Consider the following 17,443-nt stretch of genomic DNA (forward strand, 5'->3'; position numbering starts at 1 on the left):
ATTCCGGCCATGGCGAGCCGCTCCACCACCGACAAGGCGTTTCAGGCGATCATCATCGATGACGAGGGGCGGGTGTGCGCGGATATTCCGGAGAGCGCCTGCCAGCAGGAGCCGGGCAATTTCTTCAAGCATGTCGGCGCGCTGGCGCTGACCAAGAGCGCCGACGGGCTGGTCGATCCGAAGCTGGTGCTGAGCTGGCTGATGACCTCGCTGGGCGCGCCGGTGGCGCTGATCGGGCTGCTGGTGCCGGTCCGCGAGGCGGGTGCCTTGCTGCCGCAGCTGCTGACCGCGGGGGCGCTGCGGCGGCTGCCGCGCCGAAAATGGGCCTGGGCTGCGGGGTCCGCGGTGCAGGGCATCGCTGCGGCCGCGATCGGGCTGGTCGCGATCGGCCTGACCGGTGTGGGAGCCGGCTGGGCGATCATCGTCGCGCTGGCGATCCTGGCGCTGGCGCGCAGCGTCTGTTCGGTCTGCTACAAGGATGTGCTCGGCAAGACCGTCGACCGGTCGCGGCGCGGCACCGCCACCGGGCTGGCCGGATCGATCGCGGCGGTCACCGTCATCGGCTATGCGCTGGCGCTGTCCTTCGAGCTGCTCGACCGGATGCTGCTGGTCACCGGCGGCCTGTTTCTGGCCGGTGCGGCCTGGGTCGCCAGCGCCGCGCTGTTCGCCACGCTGAAGGAAAAGGCGGGAGCCACCGAAGGCGGGAAGAACGCGCTGAAGGAGGCGCTGGCCAATCTTGCCTATCTGCGCGACGATCCGCAGCTCGCCCGGTTCATCCTGACCCGCGGCCTGCTGACCGCCACCGCGCTGGCCCCGCCGTTCATGATCGCGGTCGGCAGCGAAGCCGGCGAAGGCTATGACCGGCTCGGCTTTCTGGTGCTTGCCTCGGCGCTCGCCAGCCTGCTGAGCAGCTTTGTCTGGGGCCGCCTGTCGGACCGGTCGAGCCGCAAGGTGCTGGTCTTCTCCGCGCTGGTCGCTGCAGGCATATTGACCGCGACCAGCTGGCTCGCCTTCGCCGGCGCGCTGGCGGGGGGCTATATCATGCCGGTGCTGCTGTTCGGGCTGATGATCGCCTATCAGGGCGTGCGGCTGGGCCGGTCGACGCATCTGGTCGACATGGCCGATCAGGATAGCCGCGCCGCCGATACCGCGCTGTCGAACACGGTGATCGGGCTGCTGTTGCTCGCCGGCGGGCTGTTCAGCCTGGTCGCCAGCTGGTTTGGCGGCGCAGTCGTGCTGGCGATCATGGCGGCGATGAGCGGGTTGGCGATCGTGGCGGCCTGGGGGCTGGAAGAGGTGCAGCGGGGATAAATTTCCGTCAGGCGCGATTGTCGCCCTGGATTGCTTCGCTTTGCTCGCAATGACGGTTGTGCTCCGCACTTGATGCCGGAGCACATCCTCACCCCCTGAGCAAGAACACCGCATGTTCGGCGAGCAGATTGGCCGCTGCCTTGCTGGTCAGCTTGTCGCCGCTGAGAAACCATTGCCCCTCCTGCGCATAGCGACCCTCCTGCACCAGCGCCCGAAAATCGGCGATGGTGACATGGTGGATATTCGGCGTGTCGTACCAGGTCTGCGGGATCAGGCGGGTGACCGGCATGCGGCCGCCGACCAGCAGCGACGTGCGGATGCGCCAGTGGGCAAAATTGGGGAAGCTGACGAAGGCCTGCTTGCCGACCCGCAGCAGCTGCTCGAGCATCATGTCGGGTCGGCGGGTGGTCTGCAGCGTCTGGCTGAGCACGGCATAGTCGAAGCTGGCGTCGGGATAGGCGGCGAGGTCGGTGTCGGCATCGCCCTGGACCACCGACAGGCCCTTGGCGACGGCGCTGGCGACATTGGCAGGGTCGATCTCCAGCCCGCGGGCGTCGCAGCCCTTCTGGTCGCGCAGCGCCGCCATCAGCGCGCCGTCGCCGCAGCCGATATCGAGCACCCGGCTGCCGGGGGCGATATTGTCGGCGATGATCTGCAGGTCGGGGCGGAGTCTGGTCATGCTACGCGCTCGATGAAGCGGGAGGCCGAAGATTTGTGCGCGCGAAGCCGCGAAGGCACGAAGAACATCATGCTCTGATCAACCTTCGCGGCTTCGCGGCTTCGCGCGTGCAAATAGTTCCGCAAGAGACAGGACATGAGAGGACCTTTGGTCATTTTCCCTCTCCCGCTTTCAGGAAGCCGTCGACGATACCGTTCATCTCCGGATTTTCCAGCAGGAAGCTGTCGTGGCCGAAGGGGCTGGACAGTTCCATGAAGCTGACCTCGGCGCCGGCGGCGTTGAGGGCGTGGACGATCGCGCGGCTTTCGCTGGTCGGGTAGAGCCAGTCGGTGTCGAAGCTGATCAGGCAGAAGCGGGTTTTCGAACCCCGGAAGGCATTGGCGAGCACCCCGCCATGGGCCTCGGCGAGGTCGAAATAGTCCATCGCCCGGGTGATGTAGAGATAGCTGTTGGCGTCGAAGCGGTCGACGAAGCTGATCCCCTGGTGGCGCAGATAGCTCTCGACCTGGAAATCGGCGTCGAAGCCGAAGGTCTTGGCGTCGCGGTCCTGCAGGCGGCGGCCGAATTTCTCGGTCAGGCCGGCTTCCGAGAGATAGGTGATATGCGCCGCCATCCGGGCGACCGCGAGGCCGCTGCTCGGCGGGTCGTCATCGGCATAATAGGCGCCGCCGCGCCAGCGCGGGTCGGCCATGATCGCCTGCCGGCCGACCTCGTGAAAGGCGATATTCTGGGCGCTGTGCCGCGCGGCGGAGGCGATGATGACGGCCGAGGCGACGCGCTCGGGATAGAGCGCGGCCCAGCTGACCGCCTGCATCCCGCCCATCGATCCGCCGATCACCGCGTGCAGCCGGTCGATGCCGAGATGGTCGAGCAGCATCGCCTGCGCCCGCACCATGTCGGCGATGGTGATGACCGGGAAATCCATCGCCCAGGGCTGTTCGGTCGCGGGGTTGACCGTCGCCGGGCCGGAGCTGCCGAGACAGCTGCCCAGGACATTGGCGCAGATCACGAAATGGCGGTCGGTGTCGACCGGCTTGCCGGGGCCGACCAGCCGCTCCCACCAGCCCGGCTTGCCGGTGATCGGATGGGTCGAGGCGAGATACTGGTCGCCGGTCAGCGCGTGGCAGACGAGGATCGCGTTGCTGCGCTCGGCATTCAGCTCGCCGTAGGTTTCATAGGCAAATTCGACGGGCGCGAGGCTGGCGCCGCTGTCCAGCAGCAACGGTCCCAGCAGGCGGACCGACCGGTCCAGTCCAAAACGCTCATCTTCGGTCATCATCAAGGCAGCTAAGCGGCGAATTCCCGAGCGTCAATTGATAATGCGGTTGACTGGCGGGCCGCAATGGCTAGTCCGGCCTCTGTAATCATCACAGCATTATGGGCAGAGCCAATGAACGGACCGAAACCGAAAGAGTGGATCATGGGGATCGCGCCCTATGTGCCGGGCAAGTCGAGCGGCGACGACGGGCGCAAGCTGGTCAAGCTGTCGGCCAACGAGAATCCGCTCGGCTGCAGCCCGGCAGCGGGCGAGGCGCTGAACGCCGCGTCGGGATCGGTCGACCGCTATCCCGATCCCGGTTCGACGAAGCTGCGCGAGGCGATTGCGACCAAGCATGGCCTTGACCCGGCGCGGATCATCTGCGGCACCGGGTCCGACGATGTGCTGCATCTCGCCGCCAATGCGTTCAGCGGGCCGGGCGACGAGATCATCTATGTCAAATATGGCTTTGCCGTCTATGATATCGCGGCGCGGCGCTATGGCGGGACGCCGGTGATCGCCGACGACAGGGATTATGGCACCGATGTCGTCGCGATCCTGGCCAAGGTCACCGGCAACACGCGGGTGATCTTCATCGCCAATCCCAACAATCCGACCGGCACCTTTGCGCCGCGCGCCGAGATCGCGCGGCTGCACGCGGCGCTGCCGGGCCATGTGCTGCTGGTGCTGGATTGCGCCTATGCCGAATATATGGACGAGGGCCAGGATGACGGGGCGATGGAGCTGGCGGAGAGCGAGGCCAATGTGCTGGTCACCCGCACTTTCTCCAAGATCCACGGGCTGGCGGCGGAGCGGATCGGCTGGGGCTATGGCCATGCCGACATTATCGGCGCGATGAACCGGATCCGGCTGCCGTTCAATGTCACCACCGCCGGCCAGCAGGCCGCGGTCGCGGCGCTCGCTTCGGAAGACTTCGTTTCGATGAGCCGCGAGCATAATGCGAAATGGCGGCAGTGGCTGAGCGACGAGATGGGCGCGCTCGGCAACCATGGGCTGCGCGTGGTGCCGAGCCATACCAATTTCCTGCTGGTGCTGTTCGAGGGCCAGGTCACGGCCGAGCAGGCCAATGCGGCGCTGATGGACAAGGGCTATGCGGTGCGCTGGCTGCCCGGACAGGGGCTGGTCAACGGCCTCAGGATCACCATCGGCACCGAGGCAGAGACCCGCGGCGTCGCCCAGGCCCTGCGAGACATATTGGAAGCCGCCGGCTGATGCTGCCTTTCCCGAATATCACGATTGTCGGGCTCGGGCTGATCGGTTCCTCCATCGCCCATGCGGTGCGCCAGACGATGCCGTCGGTGCGGATCACCGGTCATGACAGCGACCCGGCGGTGCGCGCCCGGGTGCTCGAGCTCGGCTTCTGCGACGATGTCAGCGACAGCGCCGGCGCGGCGGTGACCGATGCCGGCCTGGTGATCCTGTGCGTGCCGGTCGGGGTGATGGCCGAAGTGGCCGCGGATATCGCCGCCGACCTGCCGAGTGATGCGGTGGTCAGCGATGTCGGATCGTCGAAGGAAAGCGTGCAGGCGGCGCTGGCCGCTGCGCTGCCCGGCGCCCGGATCATCCCGGCCCACCCGGTTGCCGGGACCGAGAACAGCGGCCCGGACGCCGGCTTCGCCACGCTGTTCCACGACCGCTGGTGCATCCTGACCCCGCCGGACGACGCCGACGAGGGCGATATCGAGCGGCTGAAGGCCTTCTGGGAAAGGCTGGGCGCCAATATCGAGATCATGGACGCCAAGCATCACGACCTGGTGCTGGCGGTGACCAGCCATCTGCCGCATCTGATCGCCTACACGATCGTCGGCACCGCCTCCGACCTCGAAGACGTGACCCGCGGCGAGGTGATCAAATATTCCGCCGGCGGCTTCCGCGACTTCACCCGGATCGCCGCCTCCGACCCGACGATGTGGCGCGACGTGTTCCTGTCCAACAAGGAAGCGGTGCTGGAAATGCTGCAGCGCTTTTCCGAGGACCTGACCGCATTGCAGCGGGCGATCCGCTGGGACAAGGGCGACGAGCTGTTCGACCTGTTCACCAAGACCCGGGCGATTCGCCGCCGGATCATCGAGGAAGGCCAGGACGACGCCGCTCCCGACTTCGGCCGGACGCACGACTGAAGACCTGCCGGGCGGTATCGCCCCCTCGGTTGATGGAATAGCCACCAAGCCACGAAGATGAAATCGGCGGGCCGGCAAGTTATTCAGATATTTGCAGAATGTGAGCAACCTCTGCGGCTGTCGCCGGTTGATGACGGCAAACCCCGTTAAGGAAACTCCATTGAAAATCCTGTCCTGCCTACCCGGCCTGCTGCTGCTTTCGGCGTGCAGTTTTTCAACCGACCAGAGCGACGACGCGCCGGACGGCCAGTCTGCGAGCGCGCCTTCGGCCTCGGCCGGCGATCCGCTGCATTTTGCCGATGCCGGGGGGCCGGCCGTTGCCTTTGAAGAGACGCCGGTGCTGCGCGCGCAGGTCCTGCTTGACCGGCTCGGCTTTTCGCCCGGCGTGATCGACGGCGAGGAGGGCCAGTCCTATGACGCGGCGCTGCGTGCTTTCCAGCTTAGCCGGGGCCTGGACGAAAGCGGCAAGCTCGACCAGCCGACGCTGGCGGCCATGCAGGAGTGGAGTGATGTGCCGGCAACGCGGCTGGTGACGATCCCGGCGGCCTTTGCCAAGGGACCGTTTTTCCCCGATCTGCCCGACGATGCGGCGAAACAGGCGGAACTGCCGACACTGGGCTATAAAAATCTGATGGAAGCGCTGGCCGAACGTTTCCACACCACACCAGACGCGTTGGTCGCCCTGAACAGTCCCGATACCAAGATCGGAGCCGGCAAGGTCATCCGGGTGCCCAATATCGCCGATGTCGCTCCGCTGGCGGGAACCGACGAGCGCGACTGGTCGGCAACCCTGCAGAAGCTCGGCGTGGCATCGAAGCAGCCGACGGCGAGCAAGCTGGTGGTCGACAAGTCCGAGGGCGTGCTCAAGGCCTATGATGCCGATGGCAAGCTGATCGGCCAGTTCCCGGCGACGATGGGCAGCAGCCACGATCCGCTGCCGATCGGCCAGTGGACAATCAAGGGTGTCAGCCACAATCCGGAGTTCCACTATAATCCGGAACTGTTCTGGGATGTCAGCGACGACAAGGACGCACAGCTGCTGCCGCCGGGGCCCAATGGCCCGGTGGGCGTGGTCTGGATCGACCTGTCGAAACCGCATTACGGCATCCACGGCACCGGCGCGCCGGACACGATCGGCCGGGCGGAAAGCCATGGCTGCGTTCGCCTGACCAACTGGGACGCCGCGCGACTGGCGCAGATGGTCAAGCCCGGTGTCAAGGCGGTGTTTCAGGAGTAGGAACCGGGAATTATCGGGAGCGCAGATCGCCGCACGCCTGGGCGCCGCTACCGGCCGTTTCACCCACCAGCTTGCCCAGACCGTGATCCGGGCGGTGAGTTCGGCATATGGCAGGACGGGCTTTGATGAGCCCTGCGACAAGCCGGTCACCGACCTGGTGCGCGCAGTGACGGAATAATCGAATATACAAACGGACAAAATCCGGTATCCTGCCAGAAAAATTCCCGGCGCAACAAGCAGTTGGGAGAAGCCAGGAGAATATGCCTTTGACCGAAGCGACAGCGACCAGCACCCCCCGTTCCGCCGACCGCGGCACCCCGGAAGCCGGCTATGGCAGCAGGAGCTACCGCAATTATATTCTCGGCATCCTGCTGACTGTCTATATCTTCAATTTCATCGACCGCACGATCATCAACATCCTGACCGAGCCGATCAAGGAAAGCTTTGGCGTCGAGGACTGGCAGATGGGGCTGCTCGGCGGGCCGGCCTTTGCCATTCTATACACCTTTGTCGGCATTCCGATCGCGCGCTTCTCCGAGAAGCATCACCGGGTCTGGATCATCGCCGGATCGGTGTTCCTGTGGAGCCTGATGACCGTGCTGTGCGGCTTTGCCTTCAGCTTCATCGCCCTGTTCCTGTTCCGCATCGGCGTCAGCATCGGCGAGGCGGGCTGTTCGCCGCCGGCCAATTCGCTGATCGCCGACTATTTCGTCCCCGCCGAGCGGTCGACCGCGGTATCGGTCTACGCGCTGGGCATTCCGCTTGGCGGCATGGTGGCCTATGTGTTCGGCGGCTATATCGTCGGCAATCTCGACGGGCCGATCGTCGGTGCGATGCTGGCAAGCTGGAACTGGACCTGGGCGGTGAACGCGCTCGACTGGCAGAATATCGAGGGCTGGCGGATCGCCTTTGTCGTCGTCGGCGTCCCCGGCATCATCGTCGCGGCGATCGTCAAGCTGACCATCGCCGAGCCGCCGCGCGGCTATACCGATCCGGCGGAGATGCAGAACCGCGAGCAGGTCGGGTTCAGGGAAGTGCTGCGGATCCTGTCACAGAAACCCTCCTACTGGCACGTCACCCTGGGCGTGACCATCGCCTCGTTCGTCAATTATGGCGTCGGCCAGTTTTTCGTCTCCTTCCTGATCCGCACGCACGAGCTGTCGATCTTCGACGCGTCGGTGAAGATCGCCATGGCGCTGGCGCTGATGGCGGCGATCGGCACCTATATGTCGGGCTATCTGGCGGACAAATATGCCCAGCGCTTCCCGAAGGCGCTGGCGCTGATCCCGATGTTCGCGCTGATCGGGGTAATCCCGATGCATGTCACCGGCTATCTGGCGGAATCCCTGTGGCTGGCGGTGCCGCTGATGATGGTCGGGCAGATGCTGCTCTATACCTATCTCTGTCCGCTCTACGCGGTGCCCAGCGGCGTGGTCGACAGCCGGATGCGGGCGACGGCGGTGGCGGTGACCCTGTTCATCGTCAACCTGCTCGGCTACGGCCTCGGCCCGCCGCTGATCGGCGGCCTGTCGACGATATTGAACGCCACCTTCCTGTCGGGTCTGGATCCGGCGCTGACGCTGGAGGCGTGCAAGGCGAGCAATCTGACGGCGGCCGCGCAGGCCGCCTGCGATACAGCCAATGCCGATGGCCTCAGATGGTCAATGGTGCTGTTCAAATGCCTGTATCTGTGGGCGATTTTCCACTTCTATATGGCCAGCCGCACGATTCAGCGGGATATGGGGCGGTAGGGGCGGCCTGCAGTTTGACGCTAGCATTTATCGGGAGGGAGCTTGAAGGACTCGCGCGAAGGCGCGAAGCGATCGGCCAGCTTTGGCGCGCGCTCGCCCTGTCTCGTCAGCCTGATATCAGAGGGAGAGGATCCGCGCGGGGCATTGCAGGGAACCAAGACACCATCGAGCGGTTGGTTTGGAAGTACGAACCCGATGGAGTTTTCCAATGACACGTTCATCAATCGCAATTCTCGCTCTTTCCGCCTTTGCGCTTGCCGCTTGCGAATCCGAAGCTGAGCGGCAAGCGGATGCAACCGAGGATCGTCTTGAGCAACAGGCGGCACAAAGTGCCACCGCTGCCGGCGATGAAATAGCGGCGCTGGGCCTGACCGAAAGACAGTTGCTTGATGCCGATCTGGTGGCCGCAGACGGCAGCGAACTGGGCGATGTCGAACAGGTTCGCCGCGATGCTTCGGGCGCCGTTACCGCCCTGCTGGTTGAGGTCGAAGACAGCGAACCCGATCGTTATGTCGAAATCCCGCTAACTGGCCTGACTGTCACACAAGGCGGCGGCTTGAGCGATGCCGATGTGCAAACGAGCATGACGGCACAGGATTTGGCGGCATTGCCCGACGCAACGATAGGACCAATCTAGGCAAACAGGGGATTTCGGGGCACTTGCGGCGGACAAGCCCAATCTATTGATCACGGTATGCCTGCATATTGACATTTTAATATGTTTGTATGTATATGATCATACATATCATGTTTTATGTTTGGATATAAACATACGATGTCAGTAAGGAATGTCGCAAAGCAGCAATGCCAACGGCTCGTCGATACAGCCGCCTCTGGCAGCACGCACAATCTTTCGGTGCCCCCCGAGGGATGGATCGCGACGGTCAGGAAGGCGCTTGGCATATCCGGCGCGCAGCTCGGCAGAATGACCGGCCGCAGCCGAGCGACCGTTGCCGGAGCAGAGCGGTCGGAGCGGGATCGTGTGGTCAGCCTGCACACAATGGACGTGATGGCAAAGGCCATGGGCTGCCGCTTCGTCTATGCCATTATTCCCGAGACCGGCAGCGTTACAGAACTTGTCGAGGCACAGGCAAGAAAAAAAGCCGAAGCATTGGTCTATGAAGCCAGCCGACATATGGCGCTGGAAGCCCAAGCTATCGGGCCAAAACGTCAGGCTGAACAAATCGAGCAGATTGCCCGCGATCTTGTACGCGAGGCGCCTGCTGATTTCTGGGAACCCGAATGAGTCCAGCGGGCGAGGAGCCGGATGGCGCAACCCCGCTTGACCCGGATGAACGGGAAGGCTTGCGCTTCAGGCATGTCACAACCCGCGCCGACCTCAATCATCTGGAACAGGTCAATGTTCAAAGCGGGCTGGCGTGGCTGAACCGCAGAAGAATGACAGACAGCTTGACCGAAGCATTCATCCGCGAATTGCATCGACAACTTTTTGGCGGCGTCTGGCGATGGGCGGGCTCGTTCCGGCTAACGGAGAAAAATATCGGAGTCGATCCGATCCAGATATCGGTCCAGTTGCGAGCGCTATTGGATGACGCCCGCTTCTGGGCAGAAAATGCGACCTACGCTCCTCTAGAGGCGGGCGCTCGCTTCCATCACCGGCTGGTCAAGATCCATTTGTTCGCCAACGGAAATGGCCGCCACGCCCGCATCGCTGCCGATCAGTATCTCCGGTGGCATTTCAATCATCCACCCATTGACTGGGAAGCGGGCCACGACCTGGAGAGCATCAGCGCCCGCCGGACGGCCTATATCTTGGCCCTGCGCGCTGCCGACGCGCGCGAATATACGGCGCTGTTCCGGTTTGTTGGATTGGAGAGATAACAGGGCCGGAAGCTAGCACAATTTCCCCGCGCCCCTTCAATCGTTCAGCACATTGATCGCCTTGTGCACCCGGTCGCGGATGTCGTCGCGTTCCAGGCCCGGTTCGATCTCGGGCTGCACCTCGTAGGTGACGACGCCGCTTTTCTGGACGAAGGTGTCGCGCGGGGAAACGATGCCGCTGTTCAGCGCGACCGGGACCAGCGGGATGCCCATCATCTTGTAGATGCCGGCAAAGCCGGTCTGCAGCTCGGGCCGTTCGCCGTGGCGGGCGCGGCTGCCCTCGGCGAAGATCACGATCGGGCGGCCCTCGGCGACCGCCTTTCTCGCCTGCTTGATGATCTGGCGCATCGCCGCGCCGCCGCCGTCGCGGTCGATGCCGAGCAGGCCGTGGCGGGTGGCGATCCAGCCCCACAGGGGAATGACCAGCAGCTCCTTCTTGGCGATCACCACCGGCTTGTCGAACAGCCGCAGCAGGTCGATCGTCTCGAACATGCTTTCATGCTTGAACACGTAGAGCAGAGGCTCGTTGCGGATCTCGCCCCTGACCTCGACGCGGATGCCGAGAATCAGGCGGGCGCAGACATAATGATAGCGGCTCCAATATTGCGCCATGTAATAGATGGTCGGCGGCCAGAAGAAGGCGCCGAGGAAGGTGGCGATGATGATCGGCACCGAGCCGATGTAGAAGATCGCCATGAACAGCAGCGAGCGGATGACGGCCAGCATCAGACGCCTGCCAGCGCCGCCAGCCGGCGCATCAGATATTTGTTATATTCGATAAACAGCGTGCCCAGCGACGGCTGCGTCTGCACCGCGTCGGACAGGATCCGGACATCGGGCGGCATCGCCCGCTCCAGCTCGAGCCGGGCGCGGCGCATGTGCCAGTCGGAGGTTACCAGCCGCACCGACCGGTCGCCGCGCCGCGCCGCCCAGCGGGCAATCTCGAGCGCGTTGGAGCGGGTATCGACGGCCTGAAAGCCGAGATCGATGCAGCAGTCGAACAGGTCGCCGGCGCTGTCATATTCGGCAGCGAGTTCCTTCGGCTTGACGTCGCGATCGACGCCGGAGATCAGCAGCCGGCCGGCGCTCTTGGCGGTGACGATGTCGAGCGCGCGGTCGATCCGGCCGGCGCCGCCGGTTAGCACCACGACCGAGCCGGTATGGGAATCGTCGGGCGCGGGGCGCGGCAGGTCGATGGCAAACCAGGCGAAGCCGATGATCCACAGCAGCAGCAGGAAAGAGAAAAAGCGCAAGATCATGAAGCGGGGTTACAATATCTTCGTCAGGGCGCCGATCACCGTCCAGCGGGCGGTTATCATGGCAAGGAACATCCCCAATATCGGAATCGCGGCAATTATCAACCAGCTCCACCAGTCGAGGCCGACCGATTCCACCAGTCCCGAGCCCAGCGCGGTCAGCTGCGTGCCGATCAGCCAGATGATCGCGGCACCGCCGACCAGGCCGATCAGGCCGCCAAGCAGGGCGTCGAGCGCGATCCGCCGCTGGAACAGGCGGCTGATCTGCTGGTCGGTGCCGCCGAGCAGATGCACCACGGCGATCGTTTCGCTGTGAGTGTTGAGGGCCGAGCGCGCGGAGATGATCACCGCGGCGCCGGTCGCCAGGGCAAGCAGTGCGACCAGCCCGAAGGCGATCCACTGGAAGGAGCGGACCAGCGAAATCACCGGCGCGATATAGCCGCTGCTCGGCTCGACCCGGGCGTCCGGGGCGACCGGCGCCAGCGCGCTGCGCAGCGCCGAATAGTCGGACTCGCTGCCCGCGCGGACCAGTTTCAGGTCGATCAGCGCCGGCAGCGGGATGTCGCCGGCCAGATCCCGGCTGCCCAGCCAAGGCTCGATCAGCGCCTCGATCTCCTCGGGCGGCAGCACCCGGACCTCGTCGACCAGCGGCATCGCGCGCAGGCGCTGCGCCGCCGCCGCGGCCTGATCGCCGCGGATTTGCGGATTGGCCTCGATGATCTGCACCGTCGCCCGGCTCGCCAGCTGGTCCGAGACATCGCCCATCGCCCGGGTCATGGCGAGCCCGGCGCCGGCGGCGAGCACGGTGAGGAAGATCATGATCGCGATCACCCATGGCATCGGACCGGACAGGCGGCCCTCGGGGATCAGGCGCCGGTCATGGGCGGGGATGGCAAACAGCTTGATCATGCGCCGGGCGGCCTATTGCCGCTGGTCTTTGGGCTGCGGCGGAAAGCGCAGCGAACCGGTCGGGTCGGCGAGCAGGCCCTTTTCCAGCCGCATCATCTGGGCGCCGGGAACCTTGCTCAGCAGATGGATGTCATGGGTGGCGACGACGATCGTCGTGCCCAGCGTGTTCAGCGCCTCAAACAATTGCAGCAGCCGGATCGCCATGTCGGGATCGACATTGCCGGTCGGTTCGTCGGCGACAAGAATCTCCGGGCGGCCGATCACCGCGCGGGCAATGGCGACGCGCTGCTGTTCGCCGCCGGACAGCGTCGCCGGCCGCGCCGAGGACCGGTCCCCGAGCCCGACCCAGTCGAGCATCTCGGCCACCGGCACCTCGAGATCCTTTTCCCGGACCCCGGCGACGCGCAGCGGCAGCGCGATATTGTCGAAGGCGGAGAGATGCGGAACAAGGCGGAAATCCTGGAAAACCACGCCGATCCGGCGGCGGAAGCCGGGCAGCCGCTCGCGCGCCATGGTCACCGCATCCTCGCCGAACAGCCGGATCACGCCGCGGCTGGGGCGCTGCGACAGGTAGAGCAGCTTGAGCAGCGAGGTCTTGCCCGCGCCCGAGGCACCGGTCAGGAAATAGAAGCTGCCGGGGTAGAGCGTGAAATTGAGATCGGCCAGCGTTTCCGCCCCCGCGCCGTAGCGCAGGCCGACATTCTCAAATCGAACAATTTCGTCCAACATGCTCTCACATTCCCAATTCGCGGCGAAATCGTGCCCGGTCGCCGAACCAATAGGCCGGGAAGACCCTGCAAATCAACTCCGCAGTCGGGCGCCGCCGGGGGCTCCGGCAGGAAAACGCGCAAAAACCGGATCCGGTCCCGATTCCGTCATGCAGCCACTTGCAGTTTGTCGCCATGCCGTGTTTAGAGGGGTGTCATGATTTTGAACTGTCCGGCTTGCAAAACCCGCTATCTCGTTCCCGACAGCGCCATCGGGCCGAACGGTCGTTCGGTGCGCTGCGCCTCCTGTCGCCACAGCTGGTATCAGGAAGCGCCGGTGCCGGAAGAACAGCCGGCCGAAGCGGTGACCCCGCTCCCGGCGGCGGACCGGCCCGGTGTCGATTCCGACTGGGCGCCGGCTGCGCCCGCCTCCCCGGTCACCCGCGCGCCGCCACCGCCACCGATTTCGGTCGCCCCCGCCGGGGCCACGGAAGCGAGCAGTTTCGCGCACGAGCCGCCGTTCAAGCCGCGCCGCAATCCGGCCAAGCTGTGGACCATGGCAGCGGTTGCCTTTGCCCTGCTGGTGGTGGCCGCGGGCGCCGCGCTCTACACGCTGGGGCCACCGCAATGGCTGTCCGGCTATCAATTTGCCGCAGCCGAGGAAACCCCGCTGCTGATCGAGCTGAGCCAGAAGCAGGACCGCCGGACGCTGCCCGACGGCACCGAATATTTTGCCGCCAGCGGCACGATCATTAACCCGACAATAACCGACCAGTCGGTGCCGCCGATGCTGGTGATCCTGCGCGATGCCGGGGGCCGGATCGTTTACAGCTGGAAGATGAAGCCGCCGGCAGGCTCGCTGGCGCCAGGGGCGAAGATCAACTTCAACGAAGCCAAGCTGGACGTCCCGCGCGGCGCCAGCCAGCTCGAGGTCGGCTGGGCCGACGAAAACCGGGACTGAAGCCGCCGGCGGGGCGGTCAGTGAAATTCCTGCAGCTGCAGCTTCTGCCCGCCGGCATCGGTGTGGATCGCTGACGTGCGGATGATGCGGACGGCGGCGCGGCGGCCCGGGGCTGCAAAATCGACCACCGCAGCGCGCACGATCCGGGCGCTGGCCATCACCTCGGTCCGTGCAGGAGAAGGGGCCGGTGGCGGCGGGGCGGGCGCGCTGCCAAGCAGCAGCAGGATGGGAAGCAGGCTGTCCATGGCTCGGAACAAAGCCGGGTCCGGGGCTGCCGAACAAGGTAAATAGAGGGTTAACACCCGGAGCAATCTGCATTTTCGCCGAAACAGGGCCGGCCGGCGTCGCTGCTGTGCGGTTGCGGGACAGAAGCGCGGCGCGGGTTAACGGGCAGATGGCGGGAAGACGAATATCTGTTGCGGCTGCGAACCCCCTTTGCTAAGGGCACGCGCCTACCCGGGACAACGCTGTCCCAAGCTAGAGACAGTGCGGTCGTGGCGGAATTGGTAGACGCGCAGCGTTGAGGTCGCTGTGGGATAATATCCCGTGGAAGTTCGAGTCTTCTCGACCGCACCAAACAGTCAGGCAAGCACCTATAACTTTGCCTTCGGGCATGCGACATCGCTGAACTCGCGCAGTTCTGCGGCCTTTCCGGCTTCATAACTCTCTAGCGTGGGCGAGAGACACCGCTTCCTCGCTGTGAGCGTGGCTGAAAAGTGCCAGATTCTCTGTTTGGAAGTTCCCCGCCCACACCGCGTTACGATGATGCAGTGGATGTCTGCGCTCAGGAATCGAAGCCGAGCAGGGCTTCCTGATCAACCCATGCTGCGGGCAATGTCATCTCGAGTAGAATGGTGCGATTGAGCGTCTTCGGCTGGATGCCCGACATCATCGATTCGATGATCCTGGGACTGAGCCAGCTCAGGCTCAGTAACTTTGTCAGTTGTTTGCGGCAGCGCCCTTCTTGCTTTGCGATCTGGTTGATGCTGAGCTGCGGATTATTCATGATCAATTGCCGCGCATCAAATGCGTCAGCGACTAACTGGATCAATTTTGTATCGGGTGTGCAGCCATTGCCTTCTGCATCCATCCTGAGCTTCGCTTCGCGAAACGGCTTTCGCTCCGGGAGGGGAATGCACCAGGCAAGATGATCGCATGTCTGCACGCTGATGGCTTCGGCCTTCAGCGTGACATCGATATGTCCAGCTCTTACCTGCAAGCTCGCAATCAGGTCTTTGATGATCGCTTCGCGTTCACTATTATGGGCGAGGCGGCTAGCACGCAATTGGGCAGCCGCGAACATCGTCCGCAATTGCCCAGCTTCTTCGATAGCCGACAGTCGGCGGAGCGCATGCTCGTCTTTCAGAAGCTCCGTGAGGTGTACGATAAGATGCCTCTCAAGTTGCCCCTGCACGAACCGGGTTGCTGATGGATTTTCGGGCCGAGCAAGGTCTTTACGTGTTTCATAATACGCATATCGGCGTGTGCGCTGGGTCGCATAGGTTGGTACCATCGGCCGGCCGTGGGGATCTATCAGCAGGCCGCGGAGCAGTGCTTGTTGCGGATCGTTGGTTGGGCGCCTGCGCGGCGGGGATTTTCGGCTGAGCTGTGCCTGCACCGCATCCCACAACTCCTCATCAACGATCGCTTCGTGTTCGCCGTCATACACTTGCCCCTTGTGGACGATCTTCCCGCGATAAACCGGATTCTTCAGAAGATGGAACAGACTGCCGCGTGCGAAGGGGATCCCGCCGCGATGCGGCCCGCTGGTTCTGTTCTGAACCTTGGTCACAATGCCTTCGCGGCGCAGACATTTGATCAGGGCGGGCACTGTTCCTACCTGCAGATAGTGCCGCATTATCCTTTGCACACGCTCTGCTTCTTCCGGTACGGGCACCAGCTTGCGTTCGATCACCTGGTATCCCAGCGGTACTGGCCCGCCCATCCACATGCCCTTCTTTTTCGATGCAGCGATCTTGTCGCGTATTCGCTCGCCGGTGACCTCGCGCTCGAACTGAGCGAACGACAGCAAGACATTCAGCGTCAGCCTTCCCATACTGGTGGTAGTGTTAAACGCCTGCGTCACCGAGACGAAGCTTGCCTGTTTGGCATCAAGCCGTTCGACGATCTTTGCAAAGTCGGCGAGGCTGCGGGTCAGGCGGTCAACCTTGTAGACGACAATCACATCAATGAGATCTGCTTCGATATCGGCGAGCAGCGCCTTGAGTCCCGGACGGAGCATGCTCCCGCCAGAGAACCCGCCGTCATCATAGCGGCCCGGGACAAGCGACCATCCCTCGTGCCGCTGGCTTAGGATATAGGCCTCGCAGGCCTCCCGCTGGGCATCGAGGCTGTTGAACTCCTGCTCGAGCCCGTCCTCGGTCGACTTGCGAGTATAGACCGCGCAGCGCAGCGGTTTCATGTCTTGGGGCCGGACAGGCCAAAGAACCGCGGTCCGTTCCAGTGCGAACCTGTGATGGCCTTGGCGATTGCTGTAAGCGACCTCCAGCTCCTTCCATCATATTCGAACCCATCCTCGAGCACGGTGACACTATGACCAACACCGTGCCAGTCACGAACGAGCCGTGTGCCCGGTGTCAGCTTGCGGGGCGGTGGGCCCATAGGGGTGCCGTCCTGCGAGCGTGCCGCCATGCGCCGCAGCATCGTCCGGGTAGAACGTCTCAGTCCCCCAAGCTTCTGCTCCTGCAGGCGGTAGCCGATCCCGAGCCGCAACTGATCTGGTGAAAGATTTGGAGCAGGCACGGCATAACGCCGCGCCCACTCGGCTCTCAGTTCTTCGGTCGGCATGTCTGCAAGCCTCTCAAGCGTGACATAAGCGCGTCGTCCCATCAGTCTGCCACCACGCGGTACACGCGCTCCTCACCCTCCGCTTTCATACTGGTAACATGATAGCCCTTCTTTTTCAGACCGGTCAGCGCGGCCCGAGTGGTGTGTGGGAGCCAGTCAGTCGCAGCCACGAGCTGAGAGATTGTGGCTCCGTCTGCTCGCTGAAGCATCCCGAGCATGAGGCTGGCCTTGCTGGCGGGCTTTACTGGCTTAGACTCGGCGTTAGGATCGGGGGCGGAGGTCGAAGCTTTCACCTCTGCTGCTGGTGTCAGCCTGCGTGCCATATCGCGCCACAGCTTCGGGGCGGGCTTGTTCTCAATTGTATCGGTCATGGTGTGGTACTCCTTGGCAGAACAGCACCTTGCTGCTCCCACCACCCATAGCCCTGCCGGTGGCACCGGTCAGGGCATCGGCCGCGCATTGGGGCCGCGATTCAGTGACGACACCAATGCTTGCGGCGCCTGGAAAGTCCAATGGTATGTGGGTGATGGCAAACTATTAGTGCCGCGTTGAAGGCTTCGGCAGCTTTGCGCCCAATATCGAT

General features: G+C 63.9%; 19 protein-coding genes and 1 tRNA gene. 10 read left to right on the plus strand and 10 right to left on the minus strand.

All coding sequences use genetic code 11. The features are described 5' to 3' along the window. Positions 1-9: 9 nt before the first annotated feature. The gene (locus V7650_RS16410) at positions 10-1,311 is read left to right on the plus strand and encodes a hypothetical protein (RefSeq protein ID WP_335657291.1); all 1,302 of its coding nucleotides are present in this window, start codon (positions 10-12) and stop codon (positions 1,309-1,311) included. 88 nt (positions 1,312-1,399) lie between these two features. Here the strand turns inward: V7650_RS16410 and metW are convergent, their stop codons facing one another. Together metW and metX are read right to left on the minus strand one after the other, a co-directional pair. Beyond that, entirely contained in the window at positions 1,400-1,990 is a 591-nt protein-coding gene (gene metW / locus V7650_RS16415) for a methionine biosynthesis protein MetW (RefSeq protein ID WP_335657292.1), read from the minus strand. A 151-nt stretch (positions 1,991-2,141) separates the two neighbouring features. Beyond that, positions 2,142-3,266: a homoserine O-acetyltransferase MetX gene (metX, locus tag V7650_RS16420; RefSeq protein WP_335657313.1), complete on the minus strand. Its 1,125-nt coding sequence runs from the start codon at positions 3,264-3,266 to the stop codon at positions 2,142-2,144. A gap of 114 nt (positions 3,267-3,380) precedes the next feature. On the opposite strand from metX, the gene hisC reads away from it, so the two are divergent. The 7 genes from hisC to V7650_RS16455 all read left to right on the plus strand — a co-directional run bounded on the left by hisC (position 3,381) and on the right by V7650_RS16455 (position 10,219). Further along, entirely contained in the window at positions 3,381-4,481 is a 1,101-nt protein-coding gene (gene hisC, locus V7650_RS16425; RefSeq protein ID WP_335657293.1) for a histidinol-phosphate transaminase, read from the plus strand. Then, positions 4,481-5,389 carry a prephenate/arogenate dehydrogenase family protein gene (locus V7650_RS16430; protein ID WP_335657294.1) on the plus strand — a complete coding sequence of 303 codons (909 nt, stop codon included), beginning with the start codon at positions 4,481-4,483 and terminating at the stop codon, positions 5,387-5,389. Before hisC ends, V7650_RS16430 begins: the two co-directional genes overlap by 1 nt. A 130-nt stretch (positions 5,390-5,519) precedes the next feature. Then, the gene (locus V7650_RS16435) at positions 5,520-6,626 is read left to right on the plus strand and encodes a L,D-transpeptidase family protein (RefSeq protein WP_442955322.1); all 1,107 of its coding nucleotides are present in this window, start codon (positions 5,520-5,522) and stop codon (positions 6,624-6,626) included. 266 nt (positions 6,627-6,892) lie between these two features. After that, the gene (locus V7650_RS16440; RefSeq protein ID WP_335657295.1) at positions 6,893-8,377 is read left to right on the plus strand and encodes a spinster family MFS transporter; all 1,485 of its coding nucleotides are present in this window, start codon (positions 6,893-6,895) and stop codon (positions 8,375-8,377) included. Between the two features lie 208 nt (positions 8,378-8,585). Continuing rightward, on the plus strand, positions 8,586-9,014 hold the full coding sequence (locus V7650_RS16445) for a PRC-barrel domain containing protein (protein ID WP_335657296.1): 429 nt from the start codon (positions 8,586-8,588) through the stop codon (positions 9,012-9,014). Positions 9,015-9,152: 138 nt separating this feature from the next. Beyond that, positions 9,153-9,623 (plus strand): mobile mystery protein A, encoded by a 471-nt coding sequence (locus tag V7650_RS16450; RefSeq protein ID WP_335657297.1) that lies wholly within the window; start codon positions 9,153-9,155, stop codon positions 9,621-9,623. Further along, the gene (locus V7650_RS16455; protein ID WP_335657298.1) at positions 9,620-10,219 is read left to right on the plus strand and encodes a mobile mystery protein B; all 600 of its coding nucleotides are present in this window, start codon (positions 9,620-9,622) and stop codon (positions 10,217-10,219) included. Before V7650_RS16450 ends, V7650_RS16455 begins: the two co-directional genes overlap by 4 nt. Positions 10,220-10,255: 36 nt before the next feature. Here V7650_RS16455 and V7650_RS16460 read toward each other — a convergent pair whose 3' ends face one another. Genes V7650_RS16460 through ftsE form a run of 4 tightly spaced genes read right to left on the minus strand, consistent with a single transcriptional unit; the run spans position 10,256 to position 13,110 of the window. Next, a complete protein-coding gene (locus V7650_RS16460) occupies positions 10,256-10,945 on the minus strand; it encodes a lysophospholipid acyltransferase family protein (RefSeq protein ID WP_335657299.1) in 690 nt (229 codons plus the stop codon). Beyond that, a complete protein-coding gene (locus tag V7650_RS16465) occupies positions 10,945-11,478 on the minus strand; it encodes a YdcF family protein (protein ID WP_335657300.1) in 534 nt (177 codons plus the stop codon). Before V7650_RS16465 ends, V7650_RS16460 begins: the two co-directional genes overlap by 1 nt. A 9-nt stretch (positions 11,479-11,487) precedes the next feature. Continuing rightward, a complete protein-coding gene (locus V7650_RS16470) occupies positions 11,488-12,384 on the minus strand; it encodes a cell division protein FtsX (protein WP_335657301.1) in 897 nt (298 codons plus the stop codon). A 12-nt stretch (positions 12,385-12,396) separates the two neighbouring features. After that, entirely contained in the window at positions 12,397-13,110 is a 714-nt protein-coding gene (gene ftsE, locus V7650_RS16475) for a cell division ATP-binding protein FtsE (RefSeq protein WP_335657315.1), read from the minus strand. A gap of 198 nt (positions 13,111-13,308) precedes the next feature. On the opposite strand from ftsE, the gene V7650_RS16480 reads away from it, so the two are divergent. After that, entirely contained in the window at positions 13,309-14,052 is a 744-nt protein-coding gene (locus V7650_RS16480) for an MJ0042-type zinc finger domain-containing protein (RefSeq protein ID WP_335657302.1), read from the plus strand. 17 nt (positions 14,053-14,069) lie between these two features. Here V7650_RS16480 and V7650_RS16485 read toward each other — a convergent pair whose 3' ends face one another. Beyond that, positions 14,070-14,297, minus strand: coding sequence for a hypothetical protein (locus V7650_RS16485; protein ID WP_335657303.1), 228 nt, complete (start codon positions 14,295-14,297; stop codon positions 14,070-14,072). Between the two features lie 243 nt (positions 14,298-14,540). Here V7650_RS16485 and V7650_RS16490 point away from each other — a divergent pair. Beyond that, a tRNA-Leu gene (locus V7650_RS16490) sits at positions 14,541-14,628 on the plus strand. Positions 14,629-14,836: 208 nt separating this feature from the next. Here V7650_RS16490 and V7650_RS16495 read toward each other — a convergent pair. Genes V7650_RS16495 through V7650_RS16505 form a run of 3 tightly spaced genes read right to left on the minus strand, consistent with a single transcriptional unit; the run spans position 14,837 to position 17,231 of the window. Further along, positions 14,837-16,474, minus strand: coding sequence for a recombinase family protein (locus V7650_RS16495; protein ID WP_335657304.1), 1,638 nt, complete (start codon positions 16,472-16,474; stop codon positions 14,837-14,839). Then, positions 16,471-16,902 carry a DUF2924 domain-containing protein gene (locus V7650_RS16500; protein WP_335657305.1) on the minus strand — a complete coding sequence of 144 codons (432 nt, stop codon included), beginning with the start codon at positions 16,900-16,902 and terminating at the stop codon, positions 16,471-16,473. Before V7650_RS16500 ends, V7650_RS16495 begins: the two co-directional genes overlap by 4 nt. Next, complete coding sequence (locus V7650_RS16505; RefSeq protein WP_335657306.1) at positions 16,902-17,231, minus strand: DUF3489 domain-containing protein; 330 nt, start codon at positions 17,229-17,231, stop codon at positions 16,902-16,904. The genes V7650_RS16500 and V7650_RS16505 overlap by 1 nt, the downstream gene beginning before the upstream one ends. Between the last annotated feature and the right edge of the window lie 212 nt (positions 17,232-17,443).

The organism is Parasphingorhabdus sp., assembly GCF_036964565.1.
Taxonomy (GTDB): domain Bacteria; phylum Pseudomonadota; class Alphaproteobacteria; order Sphingomonadales; family Sphingomonadaceae; genus Parasphingorhabdus.